This window comes from Nonomuraea sp. NPDC049400, assembly GCF_044466425.1.
Taxonomy (GTDB): domain Bacteria; phylum Actinomycetota; class Actinomycetes; order Streptosporangiales; family Streptosporangiaceae; genus Nonomuraea.
In genome coordinates, this window is sequence record NZ_JBITMP010000004.1 from 237,094 (window position 1) to 258,591 (window position 21,498).

Consider the following 21,498-nt stretch of genomic DNA (forward strand, 5'->3'; position numbering starts at 1 on the left):
CGCTTGGTATCCGGTCGGATACTCTACGCCACGATGACAGCATGTGGCTAGCGGATCGCGGAAAGTCAGGTGCTCAACTCAAGCATTGTGATCTCCGGCGGCGCGCCGACGCGTACGGGCGGGCCCCAGAACCCCGCACCCCTGGTGACGTAGACCTGCACCCCGTCGACCGTGGCCAGGCCGGAGACCACGGGCTGCTGCAGCCCCACCACCAGGTTGAACGGCACGATCTGCCCGCCGTGAGTGTGGCCGGACAGCTGCAGGTCGACGCCGTGCCGTGCGGCCTGCTCCACCTGGAGCGGCTGGTGCGCGAGCAGCACGGTGGACCGGCCGGTGTCCCGGCCGCCCAGCGCCTTGTCGAAGTCGGGGCCGTCGCCCGAGGACTCGCCGTTGAGGTCGTTCACGCCGGCCAGGTCGAGCACGGCGCCCTGGTGCTTGATCTCCACCCGCTCGTTTCGCAGCGAGCGTACGCCGAGCTGGCCGAGCTCCTCGATCCACTCCATGGGGCCGCTCGGGGCGAAGTATTCGTGGTTGCCGGTCACGAAATATGCCCCATAGCGGGACTCAAGGCTCTTCAGCGGCTGCGCCAGCGCCCCCAGCTGGGCGACCGACCCGTCCACCAGGTCGCCCACGATCGCCACCACGTCGGCCTCGAGACCGTTGATCATGCGGACGATCCGCTCGGTGTGCCCCCTGCCCGTCAGCGGCCCCAGGTGGATGTCGCTCACCACGGCGAACCGCAGGCCGCTGAGCCGTGCATCCAGCTTCGGCAGCGCCACCTTCACCCGTTCGATCACGGGGTCGCCGAGTGCGCTCGTCATGCCGTACCCGACCGTGCCCAACGCCCCCACGCCCGCGACGGCGGCGGTGGCCCGCCCGATGAAGAGCCTCCTGCTCATCGGGGGCGTCTCAGGCGCGGGCTCGGGAAGCGGCGGCTCGGGAAGCACCGGCTCGGAAAGCCCCGGCTCGGGGAGCGCCGTGCCACCCGCCACGGTCGGCACGGGCTCCTGCTCGGCAAGCGCCGGGCCGCCGGCCATGGCCGACACGGGCTCCGGCTCGGCGGGCGCCGCCCGCCGCTCGGCTCGGCGTACGAAGAACGCGGCCACCGCCCGCGGCACCTCCAGCACCGCGAGGAAGACCAGCAGGTAGAACATCAGGGCCAGCCAGACGTATCCGGGCCAGGCCAGCCAGTGGCCGAGCTCCATCCGGGTGCCCGCGAACGTCGCCACCACGAGGACGGCCAGACCCACCACGCCCCAGGTCAGCGCCTTACGCAGCCGCCCCGGGCCGGTCGTGGAGCGCACCATCCGATGCCACAGATAAAAGTGCGCAAGCAGGATCAACCCCGCGAACACCAAGACGATCACGTCATTGATGCTACTTTCCGGCAGCCGCTGCTGGCGCCTCGGGAAGTCGCGTTCTCCCTGCGACCGGGGCCCGCGGCTCCGAAATCCGAAAGCCGCGAGCCACGCGCTCCCGCGGTCGCCGCAGCAACGGAGTGTGCACTACAGCGGCCGCGCCCAGCGGTCGCCGCAGTAGCGCACTACAGCGGCCGCGCCCAGCCGTCGCCGCAGTAGCGGAGTGTGCACTACGACTTGGCCGCCGGCTTCTTCGCCGCGGGCTTCTTCGCGGGCGCCTTCCGAGTGGTCTTCTTGGGCGCCGGCGCCCGCTCACGACGCTCGGCCAGCAGCTCGGCCGCCCGCTCGATCGTGATGTCCTCGACCGTGTCGCCCTTGCGCAGCGACGCGTTCGTCTCGCCGTCGGTCACGTAAGGCCCGAACCGCCCCTCCTTCACCACGACGGGCTTCTTGGAGTTGGGGTCGTCGCCCAGCTCGCGCAGCGGCGCCGCGGCGGCGGCCCGCCGCCCGCGCTGCTTGGGCTGCGCGAACAGCTCCTTGGCCTGGTCGATCGTGACGGTCAGCAGGTCTTCTTCCGAGGCCAGCGACCGGGAGTCCGTCCCCTTCTTCAGGTACGGGCCGAACTTCCCGTTGTACGCCACGACCTCCTCGCCCTCCAGCTCGCCCACGGTCCTGGGGATCGTCAGCAGCTTGAGCGCGTCCTCCAGCGTGATGGTGTCCAGCGACATCGTCTTGAACAGCGAGCTGGTGCGCGGCTTTGGCGCGTCGGCCTTCTTCGTCCTCCTCTTGGGCGTCTCCTCCTCCGGCGCCTCGGGCAGGATCTCCGTCACGTAAGGCCCGTACCGGCCGTCCTTGGCCACGATCATGTTGCCGGTCACCGGGTCGTGCCCCAGCTGCCGGTCGCCCGTCGGCCGCGAGAACAGCTCCTCGGCCTTCTCGGCCGTCAGCTCGTCGGGCGTCATGTCCTCGGGCACGTTGACCCGCGCGCCGTCCCTGTCCAGGTACGGGCCGTACCGTCCGACCCGCAGGACGATGTCCGTGCCCTTGACCGGGAACGAGCTGATCTCCTTGGCGTCGATGTCACCGAGATCGGTGACCATCTCCTTCAGCCCCTCGTCGCCGTCGGAACCGTAGTAGAAGCGGTGCAGCTCTGGCACCCGCTCCGCCCGGTCGTTGGCGATGTCGTCGAGCACCTTCTCCATCTCGGCCGTGAAGTCGTAGTCGACGAGGTTGCCGAAATGCTGCTCGAGCAGGTTGACCACGGCGAACGCCAGGAACGACGGCACCAGCGCCGTGCCCTTCTTGAACACGTAGCCGCGGTCGAGGATGGTCCCGATGATCGAGGCGTACGTCGAAGGCCGCCCGATCTCCCGGTCCTCCAGCTCCTTGACCAGCGACGCCTCGGTGTAACGCGCGGGCGGCTTGGTCGAGTGGCCCGCCACGTCGAGCCTGGACACGCTGAGCGCGTCGCCTTCCTCCAGGTTCGGCAGCCGCTTCTCGGAGTCGTCGCGGTCGGTCGAGGGGTCGTCGGCCCCCTCGACGTACGCCTTGAGGAACCCGTAGAACGTGATCGTCCGTCCGGACGCGCTGAACTCGACGTCCTCGCCCGCGGACGACCTGCCGCTCACCTTGACCGTGACCGACTCGCCGACCGCGTCCTTCATCTGCGAGGACACGGTCCGCTGCCAGATCAGCTCGTACAGCCGGAACATGTCGCCGGACAGCCCGGTCTCGCCCGGTGTGCGGAACTCCTCACCCGACGGCCGGATCGCCTCGTGCGCCTCCTGCGCGCTCTTCACCTTGCTGCTGTAGACGCGCGGCTTGTCGGGCACGTACGCGGCGCCGTACAGCTTGATCGCCTGCGACCGCGCGGCCGCCACCGCGGTCTCCGACAGCGTGATGCTGTCGGTACGCATGTAGGTGATGAAGCCGTTCTCATAGAGCCGCTGCGCCACCTGCATCGTGTATTTCGCGGAGAACCCCAGCTTCCGGCTGGCCTCCTGCTGCAATGTGGTCGTCCGGAACGGCGCATAGGGCTTACGCGTGTACGGCTTGCGCTCGACGGACTTGACCGCGAACGACGAATCCCTGAGCCTGCCGGCCAGCTCGCCCGCGGCGGCCTCGGTCAGGTGGAGCACGTCGGCGTTCTTGAGCTGCCCCGTGCTGGAGAAGTCGCGGCCCTGCGCCACCCGCTTGCCGTTCACCCCGGTCAGCGTCGCCGTGAAGTCGCGCGGCCGCTCCTCGGGCTTGTTGGTGTCGAAGAGCGCCTGCAGGTCCCAGTAATGCGCAGGCGTGAACGCCATGCGCTCCCGCTCCCGCTCCACCACCAGCCTCGTCGCCACCGACTGCACCCGACCCGCCGACAGGCGGGGCTTGACCTTCTTCCACAGGACCGGGCTGACCTCGTAACCGTAGAGACGGTCGAGGATGCGCCGCGTCTCCTGGGCGTCCACGAGGCGTAGGTTGAGGTCACGGGGGTTGGCCACGGCATCCTGGATGGCCTGGGGGGTGATTTCGTGGAACACCATGCGGTGCACGGGGACCTTGGGCTTGAGCACCTCGCGCAGGTGCCAGGCGATGGCCTCGCCCTCGCGGTCCTCGTCAGTGGCCAGATAGAGCTCGTCAGCGTCCTTGAGCAACTGCCGCAGTTTGTTGACCTGCGACCGCTTGTCGGGGTTGACGACGTACAGCGGCTCGAACTCGTGCTCGACGTTGACCCCGAGCCGCGCCCATGGCGCGCCCTTGTACTTCTCGGGGATGTCGTCGGCCTTCTCCGGCAGGTCGCGGATGTGGCCGATGCTCGATTCGACGATGTAGCCGCGCCCGAGGTACCCGGCGATCGTCTTCGCCTTGGCCGGCGACTCGACGATCACCAGGCGTGTTCCGCCGGCGCTGCCGTTCTTGGCTGGCACGCTGCTTCCTACCTCGCTGTTCGCTTGCAAAATCCCCCTGCCGGGAGTCGGCACAGACTGAAAGGTAACCCGACTCGCGGAAATTTCCTTCCCCCGCGGGCTACCCACTACCTTCCGGGTCCACCCACAAGCACGCAGAATAAGGCCCATCGAGCGGCATGGCGCCCTGACTCACCCTGGAGACTAATCGTTGTGCTCGACTACTCCTACATGGATATCTTCATTCCACGCGACCTCACTCGCGAAGCAGCACGTCAACTGCTGACCGAACACGCAGAGTACGGTCAGTGGGAGCTCGCCCGCGTACGCGTGCACCCCGACGGGAGCCGTCACGTACGGCTACGTCGCAAGGTCATGCGGGTACGCAGCACGCTCTGAACATGGGTATGGCTTTGCCCGTCCCGGGCCGCGCCCCCGGAACGGGCAAAGCGTCTATCGCTGACTACTCACAGGCTGTGAGCAGTAGCCGAACCTTGTATGTGTACTGTCTGATTCCCTTACTTGCGGCCGAACCGGAACCGGCGGGCGGTCCCGAACAGCGCGGCCGAGGCGGCGAACATCGAGCCGAGCACCAGGGCCAGCAAGGAGCTCGAGTTCATCCCGGTGAGGCCGGCGGGCTGCTCGGCGCTCATCAGGCCCAGGCCGCTGACCGGCAGGCCGCGGGCGGCCGAGGTGACCGCGCCGCCGACCGGGGTGGAGGCCACCAGCTGGGTCGCCGGGTCGAGCACGGCCACGGCGCCGGTCGAGGTGGCGGGACGCCGGGCGCCGTCAGCGGTGCCGGCGACGCGGGTCTTCTTCGGCTGGGCCGGGGCCTGCGCCTGGGCGGGCAGGCCGGGCAGCTCGGGCAGCTGCGGCAGGCCGAACGTCCTGGAGACGTCCTCGACCAGCGGGAGCGAGGTCACGCCCAGTTCCTGGGGGACGCCGTGCACCTTCTGCGTGACGCCGGCGACGTCCTGCATGCCGCCCAGCGCGGGGACGGCGGGGAGCATGGGCAGCAGCCCGCGCTTGGCCTCCTTGGTCGCGGTGGCGCCGGCGAGGTGGTTGTACCCGTGCTCCGGCTTGCCGACGTTCGCCCCGCCGAGGCACCCGGCGGCGGCGTCGCCCAGCACGGCCGCCGCGTTGCCGCAGACGTTGACCGGAGCGGCGATCGGCGCGATGACCTGGTTGCCGGCGAGCACTCCACCGCGGCCGGAGGTGTAGTTTCCGCCGCCCCCGGTGCTGTTGACCTTGGCCCCGCCCTTGCAGTGGGCCTCGGACTTGCCGAGCACCGCGGCCGCGTTGCCGCAGACGTTGATCGGGGCGCTGATCGGCGCGATCACCTGGTTGCCGCTCAGCACACCGCCCCGGCCGGACGTGTAGTTGCCGCCCGCGCCACTGCCGCCGTTCTTCACGCGGGCGCCGCCCTTGCAGCCGGCGAACGCGTGGCCGAGCACGGCCGCCGCGTTCCCGCAGACGTTGACCGGGGCGCTGATCGGCGCGATCACCTGGTTGCCGCTCAGCACACCGCCCCGGCCCGAGGTGACGTTGCCGCCCGCCCCTGAGCCGCCGCCGCTGTTCGTGACCTTGGCGCCGCCCTTGCACCCGGCGGCCGCGTTGCCGACGGCGTTGCCGCAGACCTCCACGGGCAGGCTGACCGGGGCGATGACCTGGTTGCCGCTGCCGACCCCGAAGCGCCCGTCGGTGTCGTTGCCGGTCGAGCCCACGGCCTTGTGGTAGCCGTGCGAGCCGCCGTTGTTGGTCACGCTGGAGCCGCCCTTGCAGCCCGAGAACGCCCGTCCGACCACCGCCACGGAGTTGCCGCAGATGTTGATCGGGGCGCTGATGGGCGCGATGACCTGGTTGCCGCCGAGCACGCTCCCGTTGCCTGAGGTGCGGTTGCCGCCCGCGCCCGTCCCGGTGTTGTGGACGCTGGAGCCGCCCCGGCAGCCCGCCGTCGCGCTGCCGAAGATCGCCACCGCGTTGCCGCAGACGTTCAGCGGCGCGGAGATCGGCGCGGTGACCTGGTTGCCGCCGAGCACGCTCCCGTCGCCCGAGGTGCGGTTGCCGCCCGCGCCGCCCTTGCCCTGGTTACGGACGGTGGTGCCGCCCTTGCAGCCCGCGTCGGACTTGCCGATCAGCGAGACGGCGTTGCCGCAGGCGTTGATCGGGGCGCTGATGGGCGCGTTCACCTGGTTGCCGCCGAGCACGCTCCCGTCGCCCGAGGTCCTGTTGGAGTTGCCGCCCCTGTTGACGACCGTCGCGCCGCCCTGCGAGGAGGCCTCGGACGAGCCGACCGCGGCGACGGAGTTGCCGCTGATGTCGATGGGGAGGGAGATCGGCAGGTTGACCTGGTTGCCGCCGCCGACGGACCCGTCGCCCGAGGTGTCGGCCAGCGCGGTGCCGCCGCTGCCGAACGACATGGCGGCCACGGCGAGCAGAGCCGCAGGAGTAGATGCCTTTGCCCACGTACGCATGATGAATGCTCCTAGTGGTTCTTCTTGGGGGGATACCTGAACTTGGGAGATAGCTGAACGGTTCGCGGGCAGCCGAGGTCGTACGAGGTTTCGCGCACAGCGGAGACCTCGGATCAACTTCGCGAACCAGCTGAACTGACGTGTTTCACCCGCTGGCGAAGGGGTGTCAGACCACGCTCCGCCGCACTACTTCGTGATTCGTGACCGGTTCTGGAAGAAGACCGGCACCTGGGGGCGGGGGTCAGTCAGGCGAGAAGGAGGGGTCGTCCGCCGCTGTGCGGACAACGGGGGGCAGCACACGCGCCAGGAGGGCGCGCTGCGCCTGGAGCCGCGGGTCGAACACGGACCTCGCGACGTCCCCCGGAGCGGCCCCGAAAAGGCCGCCGGCACCGCCGTTGGGCACCAAGCCGTTGGTGTCCAGGATCTTTCCGGCGGTGGATGGTGCTGGCAGGCCAGGATCCTGCTGGCTGTTGAGCCCGTCAACCGTACGCCCGGCCATGGCCTCGGCGTTGTCCGACTCCGAGACACGGTCCGGGCGGATGAGGGATTGAGGCGCCGCGGCGTCACCCACCGCAGCCACATCTGCGGCCACCGCTGTTTCGGCTGACGTCGCCGCTTGAGCAGACGCCGCTGATTTGGCAGTCACCGCTGTTTCGGCGGCCGCCGGGTCGGCGATGAGCATGCCGAACACGACAGCAAGCAGCCACCCGGCGGCCACCAGGGCACCAATCGTGACTGCCCGCACGACGAGCCGACGGGCACCGGCCGCGAACCGCGCCATCCGGTCAACCCGATCGGTGGTCGCGCCCTGCGCCGGGACGGTCACGGGCAGGCGATGCGCACCGAGGGCCTTCGCCCCCAGCTGCAACACCACCGTGCGTGCCACGTGACCTCCCGCGATCCCAGAACCGGCCTCATGCCGTGAGGCCGGTCCGTGGACTCACCCCTCAACGGTCCGTAACCGTAGCAGCACTCAAGGTTGTCGCAAGGGCTTTTCACCTGAGAGCCAGAAATTCACCAACTCCCCTTAGCCCAAACCGCCCCCAACTGCCCCAATACCCTCTGGCGTACACCAGCCGCACGCCACCAAAGCCCCATCAGAACCTCCAGCCACACCCATCACTGAGCCACTCCTCAGCCCCGGAGATTCTCGGTATGACGCAGTCCTCAGAGTTTGCTAACCTTACTGAGCCGACGCGGGATGACGGTCTCGCGTGCAGGCACCAAGTCCGGGTGGCGGAATAGGCAGACGCGCTAGCTTGAGGTGCTAGTGCCCAGTGATGGGCATGGGGGTTCAAGTCCCCCCTCGGACACACCTTGTTACGTAATCGCCCGAGCTCAGCTCGGGCGATTACTGCATTCTGGGGCCGGTTCGCAGGTCAGGCGCAGTCCGAGCTCGCCGTACACCTCTGCCTTGTCCAACGGATCTGTCCCGCGCAACGCCCGGCACAGGTCTCCTGATGTGGCTGCCGTGGCGGCGATCTCCTCCTCGGTGAGCCGTTTCGGGATGGCGCCTGACCGCCTGGGGCGATTCAGCTGCCAAGCACGCGAGGCCTCGGAATCCCCTCCGTGGAGCTGCGCGCGATGTGATGTGGTTCACATCTGCGACCTGTCACGCCTGGTACGGGTTGTTTGTCCCATGGACGTCACCGGCACCGAAACCGGTGCCCGACCTTGGGAGAACGAAATGAGCAACGGCCACCGCATCGTCGTCCTCGGCGCCGGCTACACGGGCATGTTCAGCGCCATCCGGCTGGCCCACCGCACCCGCCGGACCGGCGTGAAGATCACGCTGGTCAACCCTTCGAGCCGGTTCGTCGAACGGCTGCGGATGCACCAGATCGCAGCCGGGCAGGAACTGGCCGACCACCAGATCCCCGACCTGCTCGCCGGGACCGGCGTCACGTTCGTCCAGGGCGCCGCCACCGCCATCGACCCCGAGGCTCGGCAGATCACCGTCGACGGTGCCCGGACCCTCGGGTACGACACGCTCGTCTACGCGCTGGGCAGCTCGACCGACACCAGCAAGGTCCCCGGCGCCGACATCCACACGTTCACCCTCAACAGCCCGCAGATCGCCGGCCGGTTCGCCAAGCGGCTCACCGAGATCGCCCACGCCGGCGGCACCGTCACCGTCTGCGGCGGCGGCCTGACCGGCATCGAGGCGGCCACCGAGATCGCCGAGAGCCACCCGAGCCTGAACGTCACGCTGATCAGCTTGGACGAGCCCGGCGGCATGATGGGCGCCAAGGCCCGCGCCTATCTCTACCGCGCGCTGGAACGCCTCGGCGTCACCCTGGAGACCGGCGCCCGCGTCACCAAGGTGCTGCCCGACGCCGTCGAACTGGCCGACGGCCGGCTCCTCCACTCCGACGCCTGCCTGTGGACCACCGGCGTCAAGGTGTCGCCGCTCGCCGCCGACGCCGGGATCGCCACCGACGACCGCGGCCTCATCCTGGTCGACGCCACGCTACGATCAGTGTCCCACCCGGAGATCCACGCCGTCGGCGACGCCGCAGCGGTCCGCCTGGCCTGGGGGCAGATCCACGGGACCTGCCAGAGCGGCCTGCCCACCGCCCAGTACACCGCCGACACCATCGCGCGGCTGCTGCGCGGCAAGGCCGTCCAGCCGTTCCGCTTCGGCTACTTCCACCAGCCGGTCAGCCTGGGCCGCCGCGACGCGGTCATCCAGTTCACCAAGGCCGACGACACCCCCGGCCGCTGGTACCTCACCGGACGGGCCGCCGTCGCCTACAAGGAGATGGTCAGCGGCAGCCCCCTCACGACCTACCGGCTCAACAAGCACATCAACGTCACCACCATCGTCTCCAAGGGCGGCCGCATCACCCGCAAGCTCGCGGCATGACGGGCACCGACTCCCAGCGCCGTGATCTGAGTCTTGCCGCCCAGGTGACGGCGCTGGAAACATGAGCCGGTGATCGTGATCGACGACAAGGCCGAGCAGGACCCCTACTTCGAACACCGGCGCCTGCTGTTCGCCACCGCCTACCGCATGCTGGGCAGCGTCACCGACGCCGAGGACGTCCTCCAGGACGCCTGGGTCACCTGGAGCACCGCCGACCGCGACGCGATCCACCACCCCAAGGCCTACCTGGTGCGAACGGTCACCAACCTGTCGCTGAACCGCCTCACCTCAGCACGGGCCACGCGCGAGACCTACGTCGGCCCGTGGCTCCCCGAACCGCTCCTGACCTCCCCCGACATCGCCACGGAGACCGAATTGGCCGACACCGTCTCCATCGCGATGATGGTCGTCCTGGAAACCCTCAGCCCCGTCGAACGCGCCGTTTTCCTGCTCCGCGACGTCTTCGGCTACTCGCACGCCGAGATCGCCGAGACCCTCGAACGCCCCGAGCCGACGGTCCGCCAGATCGCCCACCGCGCCCGCGAGCACGTCCAGGCCCGCCGCCCCCGCTTCGACACCGACGAGGCACAACGCCGGCAGGTCACCGCGCAATTCATGAAGGCCTGCGCGGGCGGCGACCTGAACGCCGTGATGGAACTGCTCGCCCCCGATGTCACCGCCTGGTCCGACGGCGGCGGCAAGGTCACCGCCGCCCGCCGCCCCCTCCACGGCACCGACCACGTCGCGCGCTGGCTCGTGGGCTTCCTGGCCAAGCCCGAGCTGGCCGCCCTGACCATGGAGCCCGCCGTCATCAACGGCGAGCTCGGCATCCTGGCCACCCTCGACGGCCACACCGTCGGCGCCCTGTCGTTCGACCTCGTCGACGGCCACATCCAGAATCTGCGCTTCCAGGTCAACCCCGACAAGCTCAGCGGCCTCACCCTCGACAACGGCCTGGCGTTCCCCTGATGCCGTGATCAGAACCAGTGTCGCGGGCCTGATCGCCTCCGAGCCGCTGGCCGCCCTGCCCGACGCCTTTGTCCAGCGCTGCTGGAGGTGGGCCGGCCGCTCTTCACGCGGTCTGAGCGATGGCCCGCATGGCCGCTTGCCACTCGCTCAATCGGTCAGGCATGACTAATTCCGCGTCCCCGCCGGACAACATCCCAGCGATGTGACACGGCGACCACGCGGAACTCGAGACCGCCCGGCGTCGCACGGGAGGACCACGCGCGTGATACGTTGAATAAACGTTTACTCAATGAGGTGGGGCGATGTCCAGGACACGAAGTGAGCAGGCGGCATGGCGCCGGGAGCAACTGCTTGACGCGGCCCTGCGCGTGTTCGCTGCCAAGGGCGTGGACGGGGCCACGGTCAAGGACGTGGCCCAGGCCGCCGGCGTGACGCCCGGCCTGCTGTATCGCTACTTCGACAGCAAAGAGGCGATGGTGGAGACCCTGCTGTCGGAGCGCGGCTTCCTGCCCCGGCTGCGGGAGTTGCGGGCCCAATGTCACGACGCCCGTCCGGCCACCGAGGTGCTGACCGAGCTGCTGGGGGCGTTCGATCGGCTGCTGGCCGACAACGCCGAGCTGATGGCGGTGTTCTTCGGCGCCGCCCAGGCCCGCGCGCCGCTGGCGACGCTGGTGAGCGAGGGCCAGCGGCTCATCGGCGACTTCCTGGCCGAGCGGGTCGATGCCGGCGAGCTGCGCCCGCACGACACGGCCACGGCGGCCAGAACCGTGTTCGCCACCGTCGCCGTCAACCGGCGGTTGGGCGCCCCCATCGACGTCGCGGCCCTGGTCGGGCTGCTGTTTCCGGAAGAGGGATGAGATGCGTGCACAGTGCTGCGTTGTCGGGGGCGGCCCCGCGGGCATGATGGCCGGGCTGCTGCTGGCCCGCCAGGGCGTGGAGGTGGTCGTACTGGAGAAACACGCGGACTTCCTGCGGGATTTCCGCGGCGACACCGTCCACCCCTCCACGCTGGAACTGATCGCCGAGCTGGGATGGATTGAGGAGTTCCTCAACCTCCCGCACAGCAAGATGCCCCAGGTAACGGTCAACATGGGCGGCCGGGACGTCACTTTCGCCGACTTCAGCCGGTTGAACGTGCACTGCCCCTACATCGCGTTCATGCCACAGTGGGACGTGCTGGACTTCCTGGCGGGCAAGGCCGCGGCCTACCCCACCTTCCGCCTTCAGCACCGCGCCCAGGCGACACAACTCCTCATCGAACAAGGACGGGTGACCGGAGTCCTGGCCGACACCGAGGACGGCCCCGTGGAGGTGCGGGCCGACCTGGTGATCGGGGCCGACGGCCGCCACTCCACCGTACGGGCACGCGCCGGCCTCTCCCCCGTGAGCGCCTCGCCCCCCATGGACGTGCTGTGGTTCCACCTGCCCCGCCGTCCACAGGATCGGGTGCCCTTCTTCCAGGGCGGCAAGGGGGCGCTGATTTCCATCGACCGCGGCGACTACTGGCAGATCGCCTACACGATCCCGGCGAACGCCTTCGGCGAACTCAAGACCGCCGGGCTGCCGGCGTTCCGGGACCGGGTGGCGCAGCTGGCGCCCGCCCTGCACGACCGCGTCGACCAGATCGACTGGGAGACGGTGCACCACCTGAGCGTCCGGGTTGACCGGCTGCCCCAGTGGCATCGGCCAGGACTGCTGTGCATCGGCGACGCCGCCCACGCCATGTCACCCGCCGGCGGCGTAGGCATCAACCTGGCCGTGCAGGACGCGGTGGCCACCGCCAACCTGCTGGGCCCGCTGCTTGCCAGGGGAGGCAAACCAGAGGCCGCCGATCTGGCCCGGGTGCAGTCACGCAGGGAACGCGCCGCGAGGGTCACCCAAGCCTTCCAACTCGGCATCCTGCGAGACCTCTATCCCAAGAACCTGAGCGACGACACGACTCAGCATGTGCCGCCGATCTTCGCAGCGTTCCGGATGCTGCCACCGTTGCGTCACCTGATGGGCCGTTTCGTCGGCATGGGCGTCCGTCCGGAACGCATTTCCGCATGACGCCGACCAGCGGACACCCGAACGGCCAGTGGCGATGATCCGGCGCTCTTCAGCCGCCTGTTACCGCCACTGGCCGTTCCGCTGTCGCAACCGCCGTCAGTCGCACCGGATGCGAACAATCGGCCACGTAGCAGCAAGGACGGGGGTCACTCTTCTTTGATCGCCGCCTCCACCAGGACACGTGCGGCCCACCTGATGGTCTCCTGTTCAGCTTGGGGGTCGAGGCCGCGGACGTCGCGCAGGGCGATCTGCGCCTCCCAGCCGACCACGACGGTCAGGGCCGAGATCAGGCGCTGGAAGGATTGCTCGCTCACGGTGTCGCGGAGCGGTTCGCAGGCCCGCTCCAGCCATGCCACCCGGCGTTGGGTCCGGCGTGGGGTGGGCGGCTCTTGGGTGTCGTTCACTGGCATATCGACGGTCAGGCGGATCAGTCGGCGGCCCAGGGGCAAGGATTGCGGTGAGTACTCCAGCAGGGTCTGGATGAGGGCGTCTACGCGGGCTGCGGCATCGCCTGCGAGCGCGGGGTCGGCCAGTGCCTGCTCGACCGGGGGGTCGTTGATCGCGCCGGCGGTTGCGTCGATCAGCAGGTGGTCGAGGGACGGGAAATGCATGTAGATCGTGCGACGTGACACGTCAGCAGCGGCGGCGATCTCGTCGATGGACGGCGTCGCGCCGCCCGCGCTCAGCCGTGCCGCTGCGTCGACGATCGCTTTGCGGGTACGGCGGCGCTGCGCTTCGCGTCCGCCGCGACGGACAGGGTCTCCACTGGTCATCGTGTCCTTTCATCCCTCAGCTCGGTCGGGTCAGCCGGTGGCGGTGTTGACGGCCGATCACCAGCTGAGTATATCCTGATGCAGTAATTGCACTGATGTGCATCGAATGCACATCAGTGAACTGTCTAGGCGAGGCTCAGGCCGGGCGCAGGCAGGGCCGGCGCGACGATCGTCCCTTTCCCGACGTCGTGCCTTCCGTGTCACAAACCGGCCGAGCTGTTCGTCTCGGAAGTAGTCACCTGCGTCGAAAAGGAGATGGTCATGAGGGTGTTCGTAGCGGGCGGGGCCGGCATGCTGGGGCGCCGGCTGGTGCCGCAGCTTGTGGCCCGGGGCCATGAGGTGACGGCGACGACGACGAGCGCATCCAGGCTGGGCCTGCTGGAGCAGATGGGCGCCGAGGCGGTCGTGATGGATGGACTGGATGCGATCTCGGTCGGCGAGGCGGTGGCCCAGGCGCGGCCGGAGGTGATTGTGCACCAGATGACCGCCATCTCCGGCAAGCCGGATTTCAAGAACTTCGACCGCTGGTTCGCCACCACTAACCGGCTGCGTTCCGAGGGGACGGACCACCTGCTGGCCGCCGCCGAAGCGACCGGCGTGTCCTACTTCGTCGCGCAGAGCTACGCCTCGTGGAACGGCATCCGCCAGGGCGGCTGGGTGAAGACCGAGGAGGACCCGCTGGACCCGACAAGCACGGGCGAGGGGGCGGCGGCGATCCGCCACCTGGAGGACGTGGTCGTCAAGGCCGGCGGCGCGGTCCTGCGGTACGGCGCGTTCTACGGGCCGGGCGCCACCGACGATCAAGTCGAACTCGTGCGCAAGCGGCAGTACCCGCTCGTCGGGGACGGCGCCGGCCACAGCTCGTGGGTGCATCTCGACGACGCGGCGAGCGCCACCGTCCTGGCCGTGGAGCTCAAGGCGAGGGGCGTGTTCAACATCGTCGACGACGAACCGGCCCCGGCCCGCGAGTGGCTGCCCTACCTGGCCGCGTGCGCGGGAGCGAAGCCGCCGATGCGGGTCCCTGCCTGGCTGGCCCGGCCGCTGGCCGGACAGGTGGCGGTGACGATGATGACCGAGGGGCGCGGCTTCTCCAACGCCAAGGCCAAGCGGGAACTGGGCTGGCGGCTGCGCTACCCCTCATGGCGGCAGGGCTTCAAGGAGGGGCTGGCGTAACCCGGCCGAGAACCTCCAGGGTCTGCGACGGGTCCGCCGGATCGTGGCCACCGTAGCTGCCCTGCGACTTTGTTGAAATGGAGATCCAAAATGAGAAGCAGCCCCAAACCCCTGGTCATGACCGGCGTATTGCTGAGCGCGGCCAGCATGCTGGTGTTCGGTTTCTGGGCACTGCTGTCGCCCACCAGCTTCATCGACTACGTGAACTACCACCCCGTGAACGAGCACCTGGCGCATGACGCGGGCGCCTTCCAGATCGGCATCGGCGCTACCTTGATCTTCTCCCTGATCTGGTCGGACGCGATCGTCGTCTCGCTGGCCGGATTCGCCGTCGCCAGCGGCCTGCACACCATGACGCACTTCATGGACCGGCATCTGGGCGGCCACGGCACCGACGTCCCGATCCTCGGCCTCTTCACCTTGATCGCCCTGGCCACTGTCTATCTGCGTCTGCGAAAGAAGGAAGCATGAGAGTCCTCCTCGCCGGAGCCACCGGTGCGATCGGCCGCCCGCTGCTGAAAGCATTGCGTGCGGCGGGACACGAGGTTCTCGCCCTCACCCGGGGAGCCACCGCTCAGGCGCCCGGCGCGCGCCTGGTGGTCGCCGACGTGCTCGACCGGGACGCCCTGCTGCGCGCGGTGGAGGGGATCTCCGCCGATGTGGTGATCCACCAGCTCACCGCGCTGAGCAAGCCTCCCGCCAAGTACGCCGACATGGAGATGACCAACACGCTGCGCACCATCGGCACCACCCACCTGTTGGAGGCCGCGCGAGCCGTGGGCGCACGCCGCTTCCTGACCCAGTCGATGGTGCCCGGCTACGGATATGTCGACCACGGCACGCGTCCGCTCACCGAGGCAGACCCGTTCGGCCGGCCGCGCGGCGGCAAGGTGGATCCCATCGTGGCCGCCATGCGGTCGACCGAGCAGCAGGTGTTCACCGCCGACGGCATCGAGGGGATCGCCCTGCGCTATGGCGCCTTCTACGGCCTGACCGGTTCCGAGGGGTTCGTCGCCGCGCTGCGGAACGGCAAGCTGCCCGTGCCACGCGACGGCGGGGGCACCATGTCGTGGATCCACCTGACCGACGCCGCGGCGGCGGCCGTGGCCGCCATGGACAAGGGGGCCGCGGGCCAGGCGTACAACATCGTGGACGACCAGCCCGTCACCTGGGGTCGGATGTTCGCCGAGCACGCCAGGGTGGCGGGGACCCGACCACCCCGGCGCCTGCCCGGCTGGGTGATCCGGCTGGCCGCGCCGTACTTCGCCGCTCTCATGATCGACACGTCCATGCGGGTGTCGAACGCCAAGGCGAAGGCCGAGCTGGGATGGACACCCACGCTGCCCACCTACCGGGAAGGCGTACGCGCCCCTCGCGGCTGACAGCCCCTCGCCGGCTTTCTCACCGGCAGCCTCCACCCCTGGCGTCCAGATCCGCCGGCATGGCCGGAGGGCACGCGTACCGGTCCGCAGGGTGGGGCATGCGTGGGCGCATCCGATGACAATCGCCGCGCCAGGGACAGGGGCAGGTCGTCCACGCCGCCGGCGCGCTGCCACATGCCGTCGAAGACGCCTGCCGCGACCAGGATGTCGCGCAGGCTGGTCGTAGGGCCGGCCACGATGACCGCCGCCGCCGGCCCTTCGAGTCGGCCCGCCGCATCTGCCTGGCCCTGCAGGAGCAAGACTGCCGAGCCTGACCTGGAGGGGCGGCTCGTCGAGTGAGCGAGAAGGAAGCCTCGGGCTGGCACGGGCCCCCGTCGCCTGACTACTTCATGACCAACGACCTGGTCTGGGCGCCCCAGACGGAATGTCATCCACTTCACTGTCACAAACGCACAGTTCAGTCACGTCTATGGGATGGAAATCGCGAAAGGGGTGTTGGTCATGAAGAAGCAAATCTTGATCATCGGTGGCGGATATGTCGGGATGTACGCCGCTGTGGGGCTTCGCAAGCTGATCATCACCGGTGAGGCCGACGTCACGGTCGTCGACCCTCGCGGCTACATGACCTACCAGCCTTTCCTGGCTGAGGCCGCCGCGGGCACCGTCGAACCGCGCCACGTCGTGGCTCCGCTGGTTCGGGTCCTGCCGGGCGTGTGTGTTCTGAACGGGAACGTCCTCAGCGTGAACCACGCCGAGCGGACCGCAGAGTTCGCGCCGCACAAGGGTCCGGGCCGTACCCTCCACTACGACATCCTGATCATGGCGCTCGGCTCGATCAGCCGCCCGCTGCCCATCCCCGGGCTGGCCGAGCACGGCGTCGGCTTCAAGACGCTCGGCGAGGCCATCCACCTGCGCAACCACGTGCTCGCCCAACTCGCCGTCGCCTCGTCGACCCACGACCCGGACGTACGGCGGCGCGCGCTCACCTTCGTCTTCGTGGGTGGCGGCTTCGCCGGGGTGGAAGCGCTGGCCGAGCTTCAGGGCATGGCCGACGCCGCGCTCAAGCACTACCCGGAGCTCTCGCCCGCGGAGGTGAACTGGACGCTGGTTGAGGCCACTGGCCGGATCTTCCCCGAGCTGCACCCGAGCCTGGGCGAGTGGACCATCCGCACGCTGCGCAAGCGCGGCGTCAACATCCACCTGCACACCACACTGGAGTCGGCGGTCGACGGCCACGTCGTGCTGGGCGACGGCACCGAGCTCGACACCAACACGCTCGTATGGGCCGCCGGGGTCAAGCCCCACCCGGTCAACGCCAGGACCGACCTGCCGCTGACCGCCAAGGGGCACCTCCGGGCCACCGAGTACTTGACGGTGGAGGACACGCCCGACGCGTTCACCGCCGGCGACGGCGCCGCCGTCCCGGACGTGACCCGCCCCGGCGAGTTCACCGCCCCGAACGCCCAGCACGCCGTACGGCAGGCCAAGCACCTGGCCAAGAACGTCGTCCGCTACGTGCGCGGGGAGAAGCTGAAGACCTACCGGCACAAATACCTGGGTTCGGTCGCCGGGCTGGGGCACCACCAGGGTGTGGCGCAGGTGTACCAACTGAGGCTGACGGGATTCCTCGGCTGGCTGGCGCACCGCGCCTACCACCTGATGTGGGTGCCGACGCTCAGCCACAAGGCGCGGGTGCTGGCCGACTGGACGCTGGCGCTGTTCTTCCAGCGCGAGGTCATCCAGTTGGGCACCCTGGAACGCCCCGGCGAAGACTTCCGCCACGCCCTCGCCACCCTCCCGGCCGCTGCCCAGGAGCAGGCTCCGGAGACACCCGCCCCGGTGATCGGCGCCCGGCCCGCCGAGGAGGCCCACCCCAAGCCCCACGTCAGCTGACCCTCACGCAGGTTGACCCCTGGCCACGGCCCCTGCCCTGCTGCGCGCTGTGGAGGGCATCTCCGCCGATGTGGTGATCCACCAGCTCACCGCGCCGAGCACGCCCCCAGCCAACCGCCTGGTCCGCACCTGGGACGTCGGCGCCCACCCCGGTGGCGGCCAGAGCGGCGGCGGGAGATCTCCCTGGCATCCTGGGTGGGCGTGGTCGCCTACACGTGACCTCCTCGCAGTGGTGGCGTTCACCAACGCGGAGGAAGAGGCGGCAGGGCTGGTTGGGGCGCGGCGGCCCGAGCAGGTGGCCGGGTGGATCGACGCGGCCACGCTGGAGTTGACCGGCGAGGATGTCGCGGCCATCGGCCGGGCGATCCTCCAGACCGGCGTGGGCGAGGGCCCGGCGCGGCCCTGAGCACGGCGTCCTGAAGTTACAGCCAGCCGCGTTTTTGGGCGAGCAGGGCGGCCTGGAAACGTGTCTGGGCGCCCAGGCGCGCCATGAGGTCGGCGACGTGGCCGCGGAACTTGCGGACCGAGACGTTGAGCGAGCCTGCCGCGGCGGTGTCGGTTTCGTGGCAGGTCAGCGCGTACAGGACGCGCTGCTCGACGGGGGACAGCGGCAGGTCGTCCAGGTCCCGGGCGCGCGCCCACATGCCGTCGAAGAGGTCGGCCAGCATGGCGACCACGTCGGGCTGGCGGATCTGCAGGGCTCCGGCCGTCGGGTCGGTGGGGTCGGCCTGGATGAAGGCGAACCGGCGGTTGACGATGGCCAGGTGGTGGATCGGCTCGGTGGTGACGCGGTGCAAGTCGCCCAAATCATGCCAGCTCCGGGCGTATGGCTCCTGGGCGGGATCTCGCAGGGCGTGGGCGGAGAAGAGGGTACGGCTGCGCAGCCCGCGGGCCAGGAAGCGCTTGAAGGGCTCGACGCTGTACTCGGTCTTCTCGTAGAAGGCCCGCTCCTTCAGATGCACGAACTCGCCCGCTCATCGGCCAGCAGCCCGAACATGCGCCGGGTGACGGCCTTTCCGTCCAGCAGGTGCTCGACCATCTGGACCGGGCGACCGCTGCGGTGCTCCTCGGCCAGTTCGGTGAGCACGTCCCAGGCGAGGGTGAGCTCGGTGAGCTGGCGCTGCGTCTGCTCGATGCGCCGCCGGACCAGCACGTCGATGGCGGCGGCCGGGGGGAGCGCGGTCCGCGACTCGTCCACCAGGCCCAGCGCGCGCAGCTCAGCCAGCACCGGGCCGACCTCGGCCGGGTCGAGGTCGGCGCGCGGGTCGCGGAGCAGCCGGCGATAGAGACGTTCCTGCTCGGTGGTCAACCCGAGGCTGCCCAGGCCCATCATCACCTCCTCGTGTCGGATGCTCTCGGCTCAGAGTGCCCATCCAACGTCGGGGACGGGCTGCCGTTCTTGGAGCGAGCTGGTCCGGCGTCAGGGCATGTGCCGGAACGGAGTACGGCTCTGCCACTCAGCAGATCGGAAGCCATTCCAATCTGGCGTGCTTGTCGGAGGACGGCCCCGGGCCTGCCGTTGACCCGGGCCGGCCGGAGGGAGACTCCCACGATCGCTGAGCCGGCCAGCACGATCAGCGGAGGCCTCGACGCCGGGTCACGCCAATTCCTCCTTGAAACCCTGTCGCCAGGAGGGATGACGCAGCTGCCAGCCGAGCTCGGCCTTGGCCTTGGCGTTGGAGAAGCCACGCCCCTCCGCCATCATCAGCACCGCTACATCTCCGGCTAGCGGCCGGGCCAGCCATGCGGGGACCCACATCGGCCGCTTCGCGCCCGCGCATGCCGCCAGGTGAAACAGCCGCTCGTTCGCCGGCGCCGGTTCGTCGTGGTGAACACGCCGCGGGCCTGCTGCTCGAGGGCCAGGACGGTAGCGGAGGCCGTTCCAGGCGCCGTGGGCCTGCGCGACGAAGTGGGGGACGTCAGTCGCCTCGGCGGCGACCAGCAGGTGATCCGTTCCCTCGGTGCGCAGCCGGTTGATGCCGGCGAACCACCGGTCCATGTGCTTCATGTCGGCCTTGCCGGCGCGCTTCACGGAGATCGCGGTCATCTGGTGCACGATGACGTCCGGCCGGGCCTGGGCTACCACCCGCATGACCATCTCCTTCTCGACGTTGGTCTCTGTCTCGGAGACGAATCAGCCACCCAGTTCGTGACATGGAAGGCACGACAGCGAGCCCACGCTGTGCGCTGGTCCTGCCTGAGTCTCGCTAAGGCGCATAGATATATGTTCGCCGCATAGCCATGCAATCACCTCACATCCGGCCGCGCGTGCCGCTCCCGTCCGGCCAGGCGGATCGCTGTTGCCAGATCACACCGATCACCCAAGGGTTCACTGGAGAGACGTGGTTCACGTGGATTGACATAAGTATCACTGGTAACTTTGCTCACGTTCCACGCAATTCGGAAGGGCAAAACGTGACCGAGCTGAGCTGTCGGCAGCTCCTCGTGGCGGGTGACGCCGCCCTCGTCCCGACCAGCCTGGGCGCGAAGATCGCCTCGCTGCTCCGTCTCCCGACCGCCGCCGACCCGCGGCTGGCGAACGTCACGAGGGCATCCTGAACGCCACCTCCATCGACCGGATGTCCGCCATTCCCGAGAACGGCGTGAACGCCTTCGCCTTCGCCGCGCTCTCCAACCGGAGGCAGGAGGGCAGCACGCGCGGCTTATCCGGCATCGGCCCGCTTCTCAACCAGGCCGCGAACGCGGTCACGACATGGCCGGCCACCGACCGGTTCTCCGCCTACTTCTAGTCCTCTGCCGGGTCGACCGGCCCGGCCAAGTCAGTCGAGTTCCTCTGGAGATTCCCCCTTGCGCACCACCGCACGTGCCCTGGCCATCGCCGCCGTCGCCGCCTCCGCTTCCGGGGCGCTGCTGACGGCCTCTCCCGCACACGCCGTACCGACCCCCACGCCCAGTGCCTCGCCCAGCGTCTCGCCGAAGCAGGACCTCGGGCTGCTCGCCCCGGCCAAGGCCTCTGTCTCGCACCCCGCGGTACGGCAGAAGTACGGCATGTGGTGCGCCCCCGCCACCATGAGCGTCATCCTGCGGACCTACGGCTACAGCCGCACCCAGGAGCAGCTGGCCAGGCAGATGAAGACCGACAACAAGAAGGGTACGCCGAGCAAGAACATCCGACTGGTCTTCAACGCCTACGTCAACAAGAAGGGCTTCACCATGGCCTGGGGCGAGACCAAGGACCCCGGGGCCCTGCTGAACAACATCGCCTATGACGTGGGCGTGCTGAAGCGCGCGACCGCCATCATCGTGGACGCCGACCGCATGCCGTACGGGAAGGTGGCGGGCGCGCCGAACACCCACATGGTCACCGTGCGCGGGTACGACAAGGTCAAGCGCACGGTCACCGTGTGGGATCCGGCCAACAACCGCACCAACGGCAACCACACGGTCTCGGTGAAGGCGCTGAGCCAGGCGGCCGACCCGATCGGCTATCTCGACATCAGCAGGTAGACGGCCCAGGAGTGATCAGAAGCATGGGGCGCAACGGTTCGCCGTCGTTGCGCCCATGCCGTCGCGCTCTACAAAACGCCGCTGACCTGCGGCTACAGCACCAGCAGGTAGCGGCCGGGCTCGAACTCGGTGACCTGGCGGCGGTATTCCTCCCGCTCCGCCCTCTTGTTGCGGAGGAAGAAGTCGTAGACGTGCTCGCCGA

21 protein-coding genes and 1 tRNA gene are annotated in these 21,498 nt (G+C 69.3%); 14 read left to right on the forward strand and 8 right to left on the reverse strand.

The window, feature by feature from the left end; genetic code table 11:
• Positions 1-65: 65 nt before the first annotated feature.
• On the reverse strand, positions 66-1,367 hold the full coding sequence (locus tag ACIBVN_RS07090) for a metallophosphoesterase (RefSeq protein ID WP_397133569.1): 1,302 nt from the start codon (positions 1,365-1,367) through the stop codon (positions 66-68).
• Positions 1,368-1,588: 221 nt separating this feature from the next.
• The gene (topA, locus tag ACIBVN_RS07095) at positions 1,589-4,270 is read right to left on the reverse strand and encodes a type I DNA topoisomerase (RefSeq protein WP_397133570.1); all 2,682 of its coding nucleotides are present in this window, start codon (positions 4,268-4,270) and stop codon (positions 1,589-1,591) included.
• A gap of 210 nt (positions 4,271-4,480) precedes the next feature.
• On the opposite strand from topA, the gene ACIBVN_RS07100 reads away from it, so the two are divergent.
• The gene (locus ACIBVN_RS07100; protein WP_207755854.1) at positions 4,481-4,648 is read left to right on the forward strand and encodes a DUF5703 family protein; all 168 of its coding nucleotides are present in this window, start codon (positions 4,481-4,483) and stop codon (positions 4,646-4,648) included.
• Positions 4,649-4,767: 119 nt separating this feature from the next.
• On the opposite strand, the gene ACIBVN_RS07105 is transcribed toward ACIBVN_RS07100, so the two are convergent.
• Both ACIBVN_RS07105 and ACIBVN_RS07110 read right to left on the reverse strand, forming a co-directional pair.
• Positions 4,768-6,723 (reverse strand): chaplin family protein, encoded by a 1,956-nt coding sequence (locus ACIBVN_RS07105; protein WP_397133572.1) that lies wholly within the window; start codon positions 6,721-6,723, stop codon positions 4,768-4,770.
• Between the two features lie 241 nt (positions 6,724-6,964).
• Positions 6,965-7,609 carry a hypothetical protein gene (locus tag ACIBVN_RS07110; protein ID WP_397133574.1) on the reverse strand — a complete coding sequence of 215 codons (645 nt, stop codon included), beginning with the start codon at positions 7,607-7,609 and terminating at the stop codon, positions 6,965-6,967.
• A gap of 341 nt (positions 7,610-7,950) precedes the next feature.
• Here ACIBVN_RS07110 and ACIBVN_RS07115 point away from each other — a divergent pair.
• The 5 genes from ACIBVN_RS07115 to ACIBVN_RS07135 all read left to right on the forward strand — a co-directional run bounded on the left by ACIBVN_RS07115 (position 7,951) and on the right by ACIBVN_RS07135 (position 12,607).
• Positions 7,951-8,036, forward strand: a tRNA-Leu gene (locus ACIBVN_RS07115).
• Positions 8,037-8,410: 374 nt separating this feature from the next.
• Positions 8,411-9,589 carry an NAD(P)/FAD-dependent oxidoreductase gene (locus tag ACIBVN_RS07120; RefSeq protein WP_397133576.1) on the forward strand — a complete coding sequence of 393 codons (1,179 nt, stop codon included), beginning with the start codon at positions 8,411-8,413 and terminating at the stop codon, positions 9,587-9,589.
• 69 nt (positions 9,590-9,658) lie between these two features.
• Positions 9,659-10,558 carry an RNA polymerase sigma-70 factor gene (locus tag ACIBVN_RS07125; protein WP_397133578.1) on the forward strand — a complete coding sequence of 300 codons (900 nt, stop codon included), beginning with the start codon at positions 9,659-9,661 and terminating at the stop codon, positions 10,556-10,558.
• A 302-nt stretch (positions 10,559-10,860) separates the two neighbouring features.
• On the forward strand, positions 10,861-11,415 hold the full coding sequence (locus ACIBVN_RS07130) for a TetR/AcrR family transcriptional regulator (RefSeq protein ID WP_397133580.1): 555 nt from the start codon (positions 10,861-10,863) through the stop codon (positions 11,413-11,415).
• Position 11,416: 1 nt separating this feature from the next.
• Positions 11,417-12,607, forward strand: coding sequence for an FAD-dependent oxidoreductase (locus ACIBVN_RS07135; RefSeq protein WP_397133581.1), 1,191 nt, complete (start codon positions 11,417-11,419; stop codon positions 12,605-12,607).
• Between the two features lie 146 nt (positions 12,608-12,753).
• Here the strand turns inward: ACIBVN_RS07135 and ACIBVN_RS07140 are convergent, their stop codons facing one another.
• Complete coding sequence (locus ACIBVN_RS07140) at positions 12,754-13,380, reverse strand: TetR/AcrR family transcriptional regulator (protein WP_397133583.1); 627 nt, start codon at positions 13,378-13,380, stop codon at positions 12,754-12,756.
• 261 nt (positions 13,381-13,641) lie between these two features.
• Between ACIBVN_RS07140 and ACIBVN_RS07145 the strand changes: the two genes are divergently transcribed.
• The 5 genes from ACIBVN_RS07145 (at position 13,642) to ACIBVN_RS07165 (ending at position 18,234) form a co-directional block, all read left to right on the forward strand.
• Positions 13,642-14,553 carry an NAD-dependent epimerase/dehydratase family protein gene (locus ACIBVN_RS07145; RefSeq protein WP_397133585.1) on the forward strand — a complete coding sequence of 304 codons (912 nt, stop codon included), beginning with the start codon at positions 13,642-13,644 and terminating at the stop codon, positions 14,551-14,553.
• A gap of 90 nt (positions 14,554-14,643) precedes the next feature.
• Positions 14,644-15,024, forward strand: a complete 381-nt coding sequence (locus ACIBVN_RS07150; protein WP_397133586.1) for a hypothetical protein — start codon at positions 14,644-14,646, stop codon at positions 15,022-15,024.
• On the forward strand, positions 15,021-15,935 hold the full coding sequence (locus tag ACIBVN_RS07155) for an NAD-dependent epimerase/dehydratase family protein (RefSeq protein WP_397133588.1): 915 nt from the start codon (positions 15,021-15,023) through the stop codon (positions 15,933-15,935). Before ACIBVN_RS07150 ends, ACIBVN_RS07155 begins: the two co-directional genes overlap by 4 nt.
• A 501-nt stretch (positions 15,936-16,436) precedes the next feature.
• Positions 16,437-17,828: an NAD(P)/FAD-dependent oxidoreductase gene (locus ACIBVN_RS07160; protein WP_397133590.1), complete on the forward strand. Its 1,392-nt coding sequence runs from the start codon at positions 16,437-16,439 to the stop codon at positions 17,826-17,828.
• A 49-nt stretch (positions 17,829-17,877) separates the two neighbouring features.
• Positions 17,878-18,234: a hypothetical protein gene (locus ACIBVN_RS07165; RefSeq protein ID WP_397133592.1), complete on the forward strand. Its 357-nt coding sequence runs from the start codon at positions 17,878-17,880 to the stop codon at positions 18,232-18,234.
• Between the two features lie 16 nt (positions 18,235-18,250).
• On the opposite strand, the gene ACIBVN_RS07170 is transcribed toward ACIBVN_RS07165, so the two are convergent.
• The 3 genes from ACIBVN_RS07170 to ACIBVN_RS07180 form a co-directional block, all read right to left on the reverse strand.
• The gene (locus ACIBVN_RS07170) at positions 18,251-18,790 is read right to left on the reverse strand and encodes a hypothetical protein (RefSeq protein WP_397133594.1); all 540 of its coding nucleotides are present in this window, start codon (positions 18,788-18,790) and stop codon (positions 18,251-18,253) included.
• A complete protein-coding gene (locus ACIBVN_RS07175; RefSeq protein WP_397133596.1) occupies positions 18,781-19,161 on the reverse strand; it encodes a hypothetical protein in 381 nt (126 codons plus the stop codon). Before ACIBVN_RS07175 ends, ACIBVN_RS07170 begins: the two co-directional genes overlap by 10 nt.
• 264 nt (positions 19,162-19,425) lie before the next feature.
• A complete protein-coding gene (locus ACIBVN_RS07180) occupies positions 19,426-19,920 on the reverse strand; it encodes a hypothetical protein (protein ID WP_397133598.1) in 495 nt (164 codons plus the stop codon).
• Between the two features lie 323 nt (positions 19,921-20,243).
• Between ACIBVN_RS07180 and ACIBVN_RS07185 the strand changes: the two genes are divergently transcribed.
• From ACIBVN_RS07185 to ACIBVN_RS07195, 3 genes are read left to right on the forward strand one after another with little or no spacing between them, the layout of a single operon-like run.
• A complete protein-coding gene (locus ACIBVN_RS07185) occupies positions 20,244-20,387 on the forward strand; it encodes a hypothetical protein (protein WP_397133600.1) in 144 nt (47 codons plus the stop codon).
• Between the two features lie 20 nt (positions 20,388-20,407).
• Complete coding sequence (locus ACIBVN_RS07190) at positions 20,408-20,578, forward strand: hypothetical protein (protein ID WP_397133602.1); 171 nt, start codon at positions 20,408-20,410, stop codon at positions 20,576-20,578.
• 58 nt (positions 20,579-20,636) lie between these two features.
• Positions 20,637-21,296: a C39 family peptidase gene (locus tag ACIBVN_RS07195; protein WP_397133604.1), complete on the forward strand. Its 660-nt coding sequence runs from the start codon at positions 20,637-20,639 to the stop codon at positions 21,294-21,296.
• Positions 21,297-21,498: the final 202 nt, after the last annotated feature.

Bases quoted from the DNA above. Each gene is read 5' to 3' on its own strand.
- ACIBVN_RS07100 (WP_207755854.1), top strand. From the start codon at position 4,481: ATGGATATCTTCATTCCACGCGACCTCACTCGCGAAGCAGCACGTCAA.
- ACIBVN_RS07105 (WP_397133572.1), bottom strand. From the start codon at position 6,723: ATGCGTACGTGGGCAAAGGCATCTACTCCTGCGGCTCTGCTCGCCGTG.
- ACIBVN_RS07120 (WP_397133576.1), top strand. From the start codon at position 8,411: ATGAGCAACGGCCACCGCATCGTCGTCCTCGGCGCCGGCTACACGGGC.
- ACIBVN_RS07130 (WP_397133580.1), top strand. From the start codon at position 10,861: ATGTCCAGGACACGAAGTGAGCAGGCGGCATGGCGCCGGGAGCAACTG.
- ACIBVN_RS07135 (WP_397133581.1), top strand. From the start codon at position 11,417: ATGCGTGCACAGTGCTGCGTTGTCGGGGGCGGCCCCGCGGGCATGATG.
- ACIBVN_RS07140 (WP_397133583.1), bottom strand. From the start codon at position 13,380: ATGACCAGTGGAGACCCTGTCCGTCGCGGCGGACGCGAAGCGCAGCGC.
- ACIBVN_RS07145 (WP_397133585.1), top strand. From the start codon at position 13,642: ATGAGGGTGTTCGTAGCGGGCGGGGCCGGCATGCTGGGGCGCCGGCTG.
- ACIBVN_RS07150 (WP_397133586.1), top strand. From the start codon at position 14,644: ATGAGAAGCAGCCCCAAACCCCTGGTCATGACCGGCGTATTGCTGAGC.
- ACIBVN_RS07155 (WP_397133588.1), top strand. From the start codon at position 15,021: ATGAGAGTCCTCCTCGCCGGAGCCACCGGTGCGATCGGCCGCCCGCTG.
- ACIBVN_RS07160 (WP_397133590.1), top strand. From the start codon at position 16,437: ATGAAGAAGCAAATCTTGATCATCGGTGGCGGATATGTCGGGATGTAC.
- ACIBVN_RS07175 (WP_397133596.1), bottom strand. From the start codon at position 19,161: ATGATGGGCCTGGGCAGCCTCGGGTTGACCACCGAGCAGGAACGTCTC.
- ACIBVN_RS07180 (WP_397133598.1), bottom strand. From the start codon at position 19,920: ATGCGGGTGGTAGCCCAGGCCCGGCCGGACGTCATCGTGCACCAGATG.
- ACIBVN_RS07190 (WP_397133602.1), top strand. From the start codon at position 20,408: ATGTCCGCCATTCCCGAGAACGGCGTGAACGCCTTCGCCTTCGCCGCG.